Genomic DNA, 11,716 nt, shown 5'->3' on the forward strand with positions numbered 1-11,716 from the left:
TTATTCGCCTTTTAAAACGTTGGCTGTTTGAATTTCTAAAGCTCGGCGTGTTGGCACAATCACGGCAATAAACGCCACCGTGAGCGAGAGCAAAATCGTGATCGGAATCACAGGCAAGCGTAAATCAATATAAGCTTTAAATACGGTGATACCAAGAATTTGGGCAAGCAAATAACCTAAGATTAGCCCTACCACGATGGCACAAAATGCAATGAGCAAAATTTCTGTGCCAATTTGTTTAATAATATCTTGCTGTCTTGCGCCTAAGGCTTTTTGTAGTGCAAATTCTTTTGCTCGTTCACCTACAATGGCAATTAAGGTAGTGTTCACGCAAAGGGTGGCGAGAATCAGAATGACCACAGAAATCAAGCCCATTAATCCTTTGATTTTATCTAAAATCTGTCCTTCTGAAGCGGATACTTTAAGAATAGGGCGAATGGCAAGATCAGGATAGCGTTGTTGTAATTGGTGAGCAAATTGACTGACTTGTCCTTGATCGTTTTTCACATTTAGCAAGGCATTGGTGATCAAGCCTGTTTTATCCAGCCATTGTTGTGCAAATTCCAAGTTTACAATCAACATATTATCTGTGGCATCTCCACTTTCTACAATGGCTTTAATGGTGAACTGATGCTTTTCCGCCCCTTTATTTAAGGTAATTTTATCGCCAAGATTAAGGTTTAACCGTTGTGCAAGCGATTTACCGATCATCGCATTGCGATTATCAAAATTGACGCCAATGGCTGATCCTGTGATTTGCCAATAAGGCGAAAGCGTGTGCATTGCATCAAACCATACGCCCATTATTACCACTTTTTCTAAATCAGCCCGTGCCACGCCATAAAGATAAGGGCTGGCAGCGGTAATTAATCCTTGTGGAGCTTGACGAAGAATTTGATCAAGGTCTTTTTCGTTCATTAAGCCACTGCTGTTTGAACCAATGTAAAAATTCGCACCAAAGGTGCGTAATTCTTGGCTCATTTTGGTGTTGATGTCAAAATACACCGCTGCCATTGCCGTAACAATACTTGCGCCTACGGTGAGTGCCGCAAAAATGATCATCACCCGTTGTAAACGTAACCGCAGTGCATTGATAATTAAACGCCAAAACATGGTACGTTTATGGATTAAATGGGCATTATTGGCGACCATATAGCACCTCCACAGGATAGAGTTGCGCAATACGATGTGCAGGGAACCACGTACCAATTAGGGCAATAATAACGGACAGGACTAACACGCAAGGCACTACAATCCAAGCAAAGTCTAATGGTGCGCCAAATAGGGTGATACCGATAAATTTAGCTAACCCCCAACCTGCCACGCAACCTAATGCACCACCAAGCAGGGCGCTGATAATGGCTTCACAGTAAAACAGTAAGACAATTTGCCATTGGTAAGCCCCAAGTGCTTTCATTAAACCAATTTCTTTGCTACGCTCAATAATAGTGGTGGTCATCAGTGAGGCTATCCCCATTGCAGCAGCAACGAGTGCGGCGACCGTAACCACTGCAAGTAAGAGCTGGATTTTTTCAATGACCACGCCTTCTGAGGCGGCAACTTGCCAGATTGGGCGAACTACTGCGCCAGAAATGGCTTCTTCTAATTGATGCGAAATAGAAGAAACATAAGCGGTGCAATACCAGCGATCATATTCTTCCGCCGCTAACGCATCAGGGTTATCGCGTGCTTTACGTGAAAGTTTATTTTCAGGTACGGTCAGGGCGGAAACCTTAATGCCTTGTACCTTGCCAGATAAATTTAATAAATTTTGCACCGCGCTTAGGGGTAACACGATTTGTTGTTCTTCCGCGCCACCTGTGGTTAAAATGCCGACAATATGAATGCTAAGGGTTCGTTGGGTTTCTCCTTCGTGATAACTTAGCTGAATTTGATCACCGATTTTCCATTTTGTGCTGTGCGCTAATTGATTTCCCAAAAGTGCGGGAATATTTTCAGCAAAATTATTCTGACTATCGTCCACCCATTGTCCTTCAACTTTCCAATAAGGGCTAATAATGCGTTGCCCTGTGTGGTAATCTTCTTCATCAGGAATGGCGATTTGATGGTCAAAAAAAGTGCCTAAAATGCCTATATTATGGGTATTGTTTTGCGTTAAATTGTTACCCTCAACTTCCGCACTGAGCAGAGGGGCAAAGCCCACAATATTATTACGCCAGAAAATATCTTTCACATTGGGCAATTCTTTCTCATCTAAAAAATCCTGTGTGGAAAGGCTATTGCCCCCATTAATTTCAGCCGAAAGCACCGCACTGCTGGCAGGTTCAATCAAAATATTTGCTCCATAAGATTTCAGCTCACGCGCCATCTTATCGCCAATATCAATAGATACCGCAAGCAATGCAGAAACAAGACCTGCGGCGAGAAAAATAGTCATAATAGCGAGCAGTTTACGTTTTAACCCGTGTCGCCAAGATTGTAATAACATTCGACTGAGCATTATGGATTTTCCTCTTTCGCCACATAATTTTCAGGGTGATCACGGAACGCATTGAGATTTTGCTCGTTAGCAAAAAAGTAAGTTTTGCCTGCGTAATTATATTTATGTTCCGCCGTGGTATTTTTCAATGTTGTGCCATCCACAGGATCTTTTACGTCTAATTCCACAATGGTAGAAAAATAGTTCAAGCCATCTTCAAGACTTTTTTTGCTGATGATGACATCCGTATCCGTTTGTTGCCAATCTTCAATTGGCACAGGATTACACCCACCGGGTTTACCGATGGAAGGAATAAACATTCGTACGCCACAACCGACACAAACCACTTGATCGCCTTCCATTACGTAGCCTTGATCGCCACACAAAATACAAGCATCAAACACTGCCGCCAAGCTGAGAGTTTTCGTTGAGCGATTGATAATGAAAAAACGTACCGCTTTACCATCGCTTGCAATCCACACAAAACGGTGCAGTTTTCCATCTTTCACCTGTTCGATAGGAATGTGGATCCTGTTTTGTTTATCCAGTGTTACCACTTTAGCTTCAGAAAGTTGCGGTGGGCGAGAGGCAATTTGATCCCAATAAAGTTGCGCAGATAACATCGTACATAAGGCAATGCCTCCCCATAACAAAGTGCGTTGGCTCGTTTGCAATATCGCCAATTTTTTACGTTTTTCAATAGGCTGATGTGTCTGTTTTACCACAGCTTTATTGGCAAAATGTATTTTAATGGTAAATAAAATCAGGCTTAATGCGGTAAGTACCGCGATAAAATAATTGGTATAGCTGATTAAATTGCTGGATTTTGCTACAAAACTTAACCGCGCTTTGGTCAGATCAATCACTTGCAATTTCATTAAGCCAAGTAACACTTCGCCTGTTAAAGGCAAGAGTAAAAAGAGGGTAGTGAGAGAAATGAGCAAAAAGGGAAGTGCGGTGCATTTTTTTGCTGTTTTCGTTTGTTTTAATAAAAGGTAGAGCCAAAATGCAAATAAAAAGCAAAAAATAAGGGCAAAAATCACCGCACTTAGATGTAGGATAAAATCCGTATTAATCACGTCTGTATTGGTAATCGCAGAAATATTGGGATCTCTTGCCCACAGCATTCCAGCGGCAAGACAAAGCATAAATTGGCAAAAATAAGCGAATTTACTTGAATGGAAAAAATGGACAAGATAGAACAGCACAAAGAGGATCATTAAGAAAAGGTTTAGTCCCAATTTGACGGACTGATAAGCAGGCAGTTGCAAATAACCTACTGCTCCACAACCTAACCCTAATAGGGAAAGCCAAAGGAGCGGTTTGATATGAATATTGTTATATTTCAGCCAATTTACGCCTAGTATCAAGGAAATTGGCAAGACAGATTGAAGTAAAAAAACGAAGTAGTAGTTCATAATAATCTCAATCAAAAATCTCAATTTTTCTAATTATTCTGGTGGCAAAATAATGAGAAAAATCTTATTTTTAATTACGTTTGTTTTAGTAACAACGAAACCTAGCACTGAAGTGCTAGGTTAATCTTTGCTTATTTTACTTAATTGAAATCTGATTATTTCAATCCAGTAAATTTAAACTCATAGCTTACATCAAAAGGTTTCCACCAGCGACCTACCCCTGTTTCGCTGTCAGTATGGCGGTGCATACCTGCTTTTGATGGCGGATCGATATGATAGGTTACTTTGTAGTTACCCACGCCCATCATTTTCACGTTTGCGCCATAATGTGGACCATCGCCAGCTACCATTGGCATAAATGTACCTTCTTGTTTTTCACCCGTATCAGTGTTTACAAGGGTGTATGCAATGGTTAAATATGGCATCCATTCACCTTCACCAAAGCCATTGTCGTTGCCTTTAGTGGCGTGAATATCCGCTTCAAGGTGAATATCTGAATCTTTAGCAGATAATCCCATTCCACGTGGTTCCATATCAATAGGTTGTAAATAAACGGCAGCAATTTCCATACCGTTCATTGTTACCGCTTCACCAATTGGGTATTCTTTGAAGGCAAGGGCGGAAGGTGCGGTTAAAATTCCCGCTAATAAAGTGGCTGCAACAAATGTTTTTTTCATAGGGACTCCTATCTGTTAAGGGTTTAAAATCAACATTAAGCCTGTTTTTTGCTTTGATATTTCATATAGAATAAAGCAAAAACGGCGGCGATAAGTAAAATAGCCTGAGGCGTTAGGGTTTCAACATAAGGATAAATGCCGAGCCACGAAATTTCTGGCACATTGGCAACCAGCGTTGGCTCAAACAGTTTTCCTTCAATCAGTTCTAGTACCGATTTTCCTGCGAAAATAAATGCCATTAAATACATAAAAGATCCCGTAAACATAAAGAACGGTTTAAGCGGTAATTTAACGACAGAATAACGCATAATGACATAGCAAATAGCAAGCACCACAATGCCTGCGAGAATGCCTGCAAATAAATAGACATAGCTCATTGCGTTAGTGGCATCCCCCGCCAACGCATAATAAAACAATACGGTCTCCGCACCTTCGCGATAAACCGCAAGAAAACTGGTGATCCATAAACCGATAAGTGATCCCGTGGTGAGAGCGGCGGAGAGTTTCCCTTCTAAATAGCGTTTCCAATTTTGCGCTTCAACTTTGGAAAGTAGCCAATAACTCATCATAAATAGCATTATTACTGCAATCATCATCGTAAAGCCTTCGAGTAATTCTCGACTTGCACCCGAATTAGAAAAGACCAATTGGAAAATCGCAGCGGTGATGACACTTGCAGTTAAGGCAACGTAAACGGATTGTTTAATCACAGGTAATTTATCTTGATGATTATTTTTCACTAAATAAGCCACAATGGCGGCGACAATCAATAAGGCTTCTAAGCCCTCACGGAGCATAATCAAGAAACTGTAAAGAAACATTGTCCAATCGCTTTGCTGATTACCTTGCAACATTTCCACAGCTTTAGTTAAGTTTTGCGCTAAACCTTCTGCTTGTTGATGAAGCTGTTGTGCAGGCTGGTTGGCTTTCATCAAGCTGACTAAACGGGTAAAATAGCCCTCAATTTCTGTTTTGAAATGGCTATCACGAGAGCCTATTTTATTTTCCATTCCACTGTTTTCAAAAATATCAAAATAAGTGTCTTGCACAGCAAGAATGGCTTTTTTACTTTCTCCCTTTTCAAATAAGGCAATGGCATTAGTAATACCTTGATTAACTTGGCTTGCCACGTCCGCCCAATTTTGATTATCAGAAAGATCTTGCGAATTTTGCACCGCACTTTGATTTGTAGCTTGCGCTGTTTTCGTGGTTGGAAGTTGAGGAAGTTGTTCTTCGATATCTTGTAATAAGGCGGTGATTTGGTAACCCAAGGCATTAATTTGTTCAGGCTGTTCACTTAATTTGATGAGATCGTAAAATTGCTGATTAATACTCGCAGAAATAGCGGCAGAACGGTTTTTACGAATGGACATTTCCATTTCGCTGTTTTTATAGCCATCGTATTGGGCTTGCTGAATAAGTTTTTTCGCTTGGGCAAGATCACCTTTTTGGTACGTGCTGATGGCTTGTGCGAGCAGATCATCAATGGTTCTAAAACTTTCCTGCCAATAAGGATCAATCTCATTATGCTGATAAACATCGTGCTGATTAGAGGCGTTGAGCTGATGACCTTGTTCTAAAACAGGCAAGACGAATTGCAGATCTTGTTTTAGTTGGCTGATTTTATTCTGCACTTCAGACAAGGGTTTACCTTCACCGATCATTTTACGGATTTCACCAAAAGTGGCTTCCATTTGGTAACTTTTTTGCGCAGAAAAGTTAATGCGAATTGGCCCTTCTAAATTTTCAAACACTTCAAAATAAGCCATTTGCACTTCACTACGTGCATCATCAATTTGCTTTTCTTGGTAAAGCTGAGCGGTTTTATCAAGACGATTTTCGATGTCTTGAATCCATTGTTGATAGTTTTCAGATGCCGAGGAGAAAGAAGTGAAAAAGATCAAAGCTAAACATAATAGATAACGATAGTAACGCAAAAGCCCCATTTTTATTCTCTAATCTAAATAAAAGTTATTCTTATTTCCATAATATTATGCCTCTATTGAAATATTTATCAAGTAGAAAAAAAGAGCATTTTGTCTTTCTTGATAAAGATCAAGTAATTCTTGCGGATTAATCCTTTGATTTTTAATTGAACTTCCGTTAGACTGTTTTCCATTAGTCGGGGTGCTTATTTAAGCTGAGATGATACCCGTGAACCTGATACAGCTAACACTGACGTAGGAAACTAATTATGAACGCTCTTCTTTTTTTATTAAATTCTTACCGCTCTTCTATTATTGCTTTTTTCAATCACGTTGATTTGTGAGTGAACGATGAAAGCGATCGACATTTCCGATCTTCAACTTAACTTTGCTGAGCAACCTTTATTTTCGCATTTTCATTTTACGGTATCGCAAGGGGAATGGGTGGCATTGCTTGGTGCATCAGGCGTGGGAAAATCCACTTTATTGCGTGCTATTGCAGGGTTAGAACATCAGGCGATTACACAGGGTAACATTAAATGTTCAGGGAAAATTGCTTGGCTTGCACAACAGGATAGTTTGTATCCTTGGCTTTCGATTTTAGATAATGTTCAGCTTTATCAACATCTTACTCATAGCAAAACGAAAAAAACGGAAGAAAAAGCGCGGGCATTATTAAGTGCGGTGAAAATGGAACAACATTTGCACAAACCTTGCTATCAACTTTCTGGTGGACAACGTCAGCGCGTTGCCCTGGCTCGCACATTAATGCAGGAGGCGGAGATTATTTTAATGGATGAGCCATTTTCTGCTTTAGATGCGGTAACCCGTTTGCAATTACAGCAACTTTCACATCGTTTATTAAAGGATAAAACCGTACTGCTAATCACCCACGATCCGCAAGAAGCCTTATTGTTAGCAGATAAAATTTATATTTTACGCCAGCAACCTGTTCAGCTTTCTGAACCTATTTGCCCACAAGGTAATGCACCACGAGATTTTTCACAAGAAAAATTATGGCAATTGCAGCAATATTTGTTTGCGCAATTAATGGAGGAACAATAATGTTGGCGTGGCAAAGTTTATTCCGAGCATTAATGATGACGTTATTTTTTGCCTTATGTTGGCAAGGGGCAATTTTCGTCTTTTCGATCCCTCACTATTTATTGCCTGAACCCGTTTCCGTACTTAATGAAATCTCTTCACAATGGGGATTATTGTTTATGCACGGCAAAATTACCTTATGGGAAATTTTGTTAGGATTGGTGCTAGGTTTTTTATTTGGTTTGCTTTCTGCCTTATTGCTTGCTTCTTCACAAACACTTTCTGCTTTTTTATTACCCATTTTAATTGCTTCGCAGGCGATTCCTGTTTTTGCGATTGCCCCTTTATTGGTTCTTTGGTTTGGTTACGGTATTGCATCAAAAATCGCAATGACGATTTTGATTATTTATTTTCCTGTTACTGCTGCCTGTTATGACGGCTTGCGTAACACCCCAAAGCAATGGTTGGAGCTGGCTCGAACAATGGGGATCTCATCGCAGCAATTATTATTTAAAGTCCGTTTGCCCGCTGCCTTACCCGCGTTAGCTTCAGGGTTACGAATTGCCGTATCGGTTGCCCCCATTGGTGCGATTGTGGGCGAATGGGTGGGTTCATCGCAAGGACTTGGTTATTTGATGTTGCAAGCCAATGCACGAATCCAAATTAGTTTAATGTTTGCGGCGTTGTTTATTTTGGTTGTTATCGCACTCTTGTTGTATTTTGTGATAGATAGATTGCTTCACCGCATTATTCCTTGGGTCTGTCATTTACGTTAGGAGAAAAAATGAAAAAACAATGGTATTTATGCAGTTTAATTTTAACTTTAGGGGTGAGCGTTAGCGTGCAAGCCAAAGAAAAATTAACCTTATTATTAGATTGGTTTGTGAACCCTGATCACGCCGCCATTATTGTGGCGCAACAAAAAGGCTTTTTTGCAGAAAATGGCTTGCAGGTTGAGATTGTGGAGCCAGCCGACCCTTCAATGCCCCCTAAATTAGTGGCAGCAGGGCAGGCGGATTTGGCCGTGGATTACCAACCTCAGTTGCAAATGCAAGTGGCGGAAGGCTTGCCACTGGTGCGTGTCGGCACATTAATTTCAACCCCCTTGAATAGCCTTGTAGTATTAAAAGACAGTGGTATTGAACAAATTGCCGATTTAAAAGGGAAAAAGATCGGCTATTCAGTCAGTGGTTTTGAAGATGCCTTGCTTGGTGAAATGCTGAAATCTGCAAGTCTTTCTTTAAATGATGTGGAATTGGTGAACGTGAACTGGTCGCTTTCCCCTGCGTTATTCAGTGGACAAGTGGATGCCGTTATTGGCGCATTTCGCAATTTTGAGCTAAATCAGATGGATATAGAAAAGAAACCCGGTAAGGCGTTTTATCCAGAAGAACAAGGCGTACCCATGTACGATGAATTGATTTTAGTCGCCAATAGAAATCAGCTTTCTAGGCAAAAAATCCGTGCATTTTTGACCGCACTTGAACAAGCAAGTGTTTATATCTTAAATCACCCACAACAAAGTTGGCAGTCATTTGTCAGTTATAAACCACAAGATTTAGACAATGAACTTAATCGTTTGGCTTGGCGTGATACTTTACCACGCTTGAGCTTACGCCCGAGCGCATTAGATAATGCACGTTACGAAAAAATGGCAAAATTTATGCAGCAACAAGGGTTGATTAAGCAGGTGCCTAAATTGTCTGATTATGCTATTCAAGTTGAATAACATCGAATAGAAAGGGCGGTGATTTTCCGCCCGTTTTTTATGCAAAAAGTTCAGGGATTTGGGTTAGCTGTTCGAGTTTATAATCGGCTAATGACCAACGAGGATCATTGCGTTCCATTCGGGCTGGGATAACGGCACAGTGCATTGAGGCAGCTTTCACCGCCGTCATTCCTAGCACGGAATCTTCAATGCCTAAACAGGCTTGAGGGTCGATCTCTAATTGATGTGCAGCGTGTAAATACACCTGTGGATGGGGTTTGTTATAATCCAATTCTGTGGCTGAGGAAAGATATTGGAAATAGCGCGCAATCCCACAGCGTTCGGTGATTTGTTCTAATAAATAACGGGGTGAAGCAGAGGCAACCGCCAGTTTACAACCAAGTGCGGTGAGTTTTTCAAGGGTTTCTGGCACATTGGGCATTAACGGTTTATTTTCCAAAATCATTGAAATGGCGCAGTCATTCATTCGCTTTACCATCTCTTCAACAGGAACAGGCATTTGTTGATAGCGTTGATAAACAGTTTTGATAATGCCCGCCGCAGGCATTCCTGTTAGCGCTTGCATTTCTTGTTGGCTGACTGCAATGCCAATTTGATCAAATACGTCTATGCCAGCTTGTTTCCAAAAGGGTTCTGAATCAATTAATACACCATCCATATCGAAGATAACTGCTTGAAATTTCATAGATTCTCCTTGAATAATTTGTCAATAACGGCATTCGTGAGTGCCACATAGTGGGCTGAAAAACGATGGCTAAAATTTAATAAATAATAAAGCTGATAAAGCGGTTTACGTTGTGCATAGCCCTCATCAATAGGTAAAGTACGGTGATAATTTTGGTAGAATTTTTCTGGGAATGGTTGGAATAATTCGCTAAATGCGAGATCGCATTCGTGATCGCCCCAGTAACAGGCGGGATCATAAGTAAAAGGCTTGCCAGTTACTGCTGCACAATTTTCAATCCAAAGATTGCCGTGTAATAGCGCAGGCTTTGGTTGATGTTTGGCTAAACGTTTGGCAACAAGGGCAACCAACTTATCAATATCCGCAAAGTCTAAACCTTTTTCTTTACAGATCTGTAATTGCCAGCCAATACGCTGTTCGCTAAAAAAGGTTGCCCAATTATCTGACCACCCATTTGGCTGATAAACCGGCCCTAGCCAAGTATCGAAATCAAATCCGTAATGCTCAACGTTTCCCCATTGGTGAAGTTGAGCTAATTGGGGCGCGAATTGTGCCATACTTTGTTCAGTAGGGGAGGTGAAAGGAAGGGCTTCTAACAGTAAAAAACTGTGGTTTGGCGAACAGCCTACACCGTAAACTTGCGGTACTTGAACACAGCCCGTTTTGGCTAGCAACGCCAATTGATCCGCTTCGGCGCGAAACATAGAGCGGTAGGATTTTGTATTGATTTTGACAAAAACAGGCTGGATGCCATCATCAATAATCCAAGCTTCGTGCATTTCGCCCGTATGCACTTTACGTTTTTGCTTGATAAAATAATACGCACCAAGATGTTCGGCTAAAACTTGAGAAATTGATTTCCACATAAGTCCCCCTATATTCAACTTGTACCACGTCTTGATCGTAAAGAAAATTGGCAAAATAATCTGTGATGAACATCAAGTTTTTTATTTGCGGATCAAAAAATTTGCGGTAAGGTAGCCCAGATTTACATAAATAATTTATTAAGGAGCAAAAATGAAGTTATACGTCTATGATCATTGTCCATTCTGCGTGCGTGCCAGAATGATTTTTGGCTTAAAGAATTTGCCTGTGGTAGAGCTAATGCTATTAAGTGATGATGAAGCAACGCCAGTTTCCTTGATTGGAAAGAAAATGGCGCCAATCTTGATTAAAGAAGATGGCACAGCAATGCCAGAAAGTTTAGATATTGTGCATTATGTGGATCAAAACTATGGCAATCGCTTGTTACCCGATGATGAGGTGCGTAGCGATCTGCAAGCGTGGATGAAAGCAGTCGGCAGTTATTATAATCATCTGTTATTGCCGCGTTTTGTGCAGTTAGGCTTGCCTGAATTTGCTACCCAAAGTGCGGTGGATTATTTCGTGAAAAAGAAAACAGAAAGTATTGGTGATTTTGCTGAAAATCTTGCGAATTCTGCGCAATATATTGAAAAATTACAGCAAGATTTTACCGCTCTTGAACCATTGATTTTGTCAGAAAATGGGGTAAATAATCAGCTTTCGATGGAAGATATTTTGCTTTTCCCAATGTTACGCAACCTCACTTGTGTGAAAGGGCTTGTTTTCCCGCCAAAAGTGAAAGCCTATGTGGAAACGATGGCGAGCTTATCGCAAGTTGAATTATATTTCGATAAAGCCGTTTAGCGTTGTAAAACGCCGAGGAAAATCGGCGAGAAAGTTGGTTTTCAACGCAAAATAGCGTATGATCACTCGCTTAAATCGAAAGCCATACCAAAAGCGATTCGATAATAGAGAAAGCACAGTGCGGAAAATA

The 11,716-nt window shown here is 40.7% G+C and carries 11 protein-coding genes and 1 riboswitch; of the genes, 4 read left to right on the top strand and 7 right to left on the bottom strand.

Going from position 1 to position 11,716, the window contains the following annotated elements; translation table 11 throughout:
* The 5 genes from L5B83_RS07815 to L5B83_RS07835 all read right to left on the bottom strand — a co-directional run bounded on the left by L5B83_RS07815 (position 1) and on the right by L5B83_RS07835 (position 6,481).
* Positions 1-1,152, bottom strand: coding sequence for an ABC transporter permease (locus L5B83_RS07815; protein ID WP_395897424.1), 1,152 nt, complete (start codon positions 1,150-1,152; stop codon positions 1-3).
* Positions 1,139-2,461 carry an ABC transporter permease gene (locus L5B83_RS07820; protein ID WP_265778072.1) on the bottom strand — a complete coding sequence of 441 codons (1,323 nt, stop codon included), beginning with the start codon at positions 2,459-2,461 and terminating at the stop codon, positions 1,139-1,141. The genes L5B83_RS07815 and L5B83_RS07820 overlap by 14 nt, the downstream gene beginning before the upstream one ends.
* The gene (locus tag L5B83_RS07825) at positions 2,461-3,858 is read right to left on the bottom strand and encodes a Fe-S-containing protein (protein ID WP_265778073.1); all 1,398 of its coding nucleotides are present in this window, start codon (positions 3,856-3,858) and stop codon (positions 2,461-2,463) included. Before L5B83_RS07825 ends, L5B83_RS07820 begins: the two co-directional genes overlap by 1 nt.
* A gap of 155 nt (positions 3,859-4,013) precedes the next feature.
* Complete coding sequence (locus tag L5B83_RS07830) at positions 4,014-4,535, bottom strand: iron transporter (protein ID WP_017805905.1); 522 nt, start codon at positions 4,533-4,535, stop codon at positions 4,014-4,016.
* A gap of 35 nt (positions 4,536-4,570) precedes the next feature.
* Positions 4,571-6,481 (bottom strand): FTR1 family iron permease, encoded by a 1,911-nt coding sequence (locus L5B83_RS07835; protein ID WP_265778075.1) that lies wholly within the window; start codon positions 6,479-6,481, stop codon positions 4,571-4,573.
* A 167-nt stretch (positions 6,482-6,648) separates the two neighbouring features.
* Positions 6,649-6,739: riboswitch (TPP riboswitch) on the top strand.
* A 72-nt stretch (positions 6,740-6,811) separates the two neighbouring features.
* On the opposite strand from L5B83_RS07835, the gene L5B83_RS07840 reads away from it, so the two are divergent.
* Genes L5B83_RS07840 through L5B83_RS07850 form a run of 3 tightly spaced genes read left to right on the top strand, consistent with a single transcriptional unit; the run spans position 6,812 to position 9,233 of the window.
* Positions 6,812-7,525: an ABC transporter ATP-binding protein gene (locus L5B83_RS07840; protein ID WP_250363170.1), complete on the top strand. Its 714-nt coding sequence runs from the start codon at positions 6,812-6,814 to the stop codon at positions 7,523-7,525.
* Positions 7,525-8,280 carry an ABC transporter permease gene (locus tag L5B83_RS07845; protein WP_442778751.1) on the top strand — a complete coding sequence of 252 codons (756 nt, stop codon included), beginning with the start codon at positions 7,525-7,527 and terminating at the stop codon, positions 8,278-8,280. The genes L5B83_RS07840 and L5B83_RS07845 overlap by 1 nt, the downstream gene beginning before the upstream one ends.
* 8 nt (positions 8,281-8,288) lie before the next feature.
* Positions 8,289-9,233 carry an ABC transporter substrate-binding protein gene (locus L5B83_RS07850; protein WP_250363169.1) on the top strand — a complete coding sequence of 315 codons (945 nt, stop codon included), beginning with the start codon at positions 8,289-8,291 and terminating at the stop codon, positions 9,231-9,233.
* A 37-nt stretch (positions 9,234-9,270) separates the two neighbouring features.
* Here the strand turns inward: L5B83_RS07850 and hxpB are convergent, their stop codons facing one another.
* Positions 9,271-9,918 (bottom strand): hexitol phosphatase HxpB, encoded by a 648-nt coding sequence (gene hxpB / locus L5B83_RS07855; RefSeq protein ID WP_265778076.1) that lies wholly within the window; start codon positions 9,916-9,918, stop codon positions 9,271-9,273.
* The gene (locus L5B83_RS07860; RefSeq protein WP_265778077.1) at positions 9,915-10,784 is read right to left on the bottom strand and encodes a fructosamine kinase family protein; all 870 of its coding nucleotides are present in this window, start codon (positions 10,782-10,784) and stop codon (positions 9,915-9,917) included. The genes hxpB and L5B83_RS07860 overlap by 4 nt, the downstream gene beginning before the upstream one ends.
* 151 nt (positions 10,785-10,935) lie before the next feature.
* On the opposite strand from L5B83_RS07860, the gene grxB reads away from it, so the two are divergent.
* Positions 10,936-11,586, top strand: a complete 651-nt coding sequence (gene grxB, locus L5B83_RS07865) for a glutaredoxin 2 (protein WP_265778078.1) — start codon at positions 10,936-10,938, stop codon at positions 11,584-11,586.
* The last annotated feature ends 130 nt before the right edge of the window (positions 11,587-11,716 follow it).

This window comes from Avibacterium sp. 21-599 (assembly GCF_026226765.1).
Taxonomy (GTDB): domain Bacteria; phylum Pseudomonadota; class Gammaproteobacteria; order Enterobacterales; family Pasteurellaceae; genus Avibacterium.

What these genes read in the sequence shown, in the direction of transcription:
- hxpB (WP_265778076.1), bottom strand. Translation starts at nt 9,918, where the DNA reads ATGAAATTTCAAGCAGTTATCTTCGATATGGATGGTGTATTAATTGAT.
- L5B83_RS07850 (WP_250363169.1), top strand. Translation starts at nt 8,289, where the DNA reads ATGAAAAAACAATGGTATTTATGCAGTTTAATTTTAACTTTAGGGGTG.
- L5B83_RS07825 (WP_265778073.1), bottom strand. Translation starts at nt 3,858, where the DNA reads ATGAACTACTACTTCGTTTTTTTACTTCAATCTGTCTTGCCAATTTCC.
- L5B83_RS07845 (WP_442778751.1), top strand. Translation starts at nt 7,525, where the DNA reads ATGTTGGCGTGGCAAAGTTTATTCCGAGCATTAATGATGACGTTATTT.
- L5B83_RS07835 (WP_265778075.1), bottom strand. Translation starts at nt 6,481, where the DNA reads ATGGGGCTTTTGCGTTACTATCGTTATCTATTATGTTTAGCTTTGATC.
- L5B83_RS07860 (WP_265778077.1), bottom strand. Translation starts at nt 10,784, where the DNA reads ATGTGGAAATCAATTTCTCAAGTTTTAGCCGAACATCTTGGTGCGTAT.
- L5B83_RS07815 (WP_395897424.1), bottom strand. Translation starts at nt 1,152, where the DNA reads ATGGTCGCCAATAATGCCCATTTAATCCATAAACGTACCATGTTTTGG.
- L5B83_RS07840 (WP_250363170.1), top strand. Translation starts at nt 6,812, where the DNA reads ATGAAAGCGATCGACATTTCCGATCTTCAACTTAACTTTGCTGAGCAA.
- L5B83_RS07820 (WP_265778072.1), bottom strand. Translation starts at nt 2,461, where the DNA reads ATGCTCAGTCGAATGTTATTACAATCTTGGCGACACGGGTTAAAACGT.
- grxB (WP_265778078.1), top strand. Translation starts at nt 10,936, where the DNA reads ATGAAGTTATACGTCTATGATCATTGTCCATTCTGCGTGCGTGCCAGA.
- L5B83_RS07830 (WP_017805905.1), bottom strand. Translation starts at nt 4,535, where the DNA reads ATGAAAAAAACATTTGTTGCAGCCACTTTATTAGCGGGAATTTTAACC.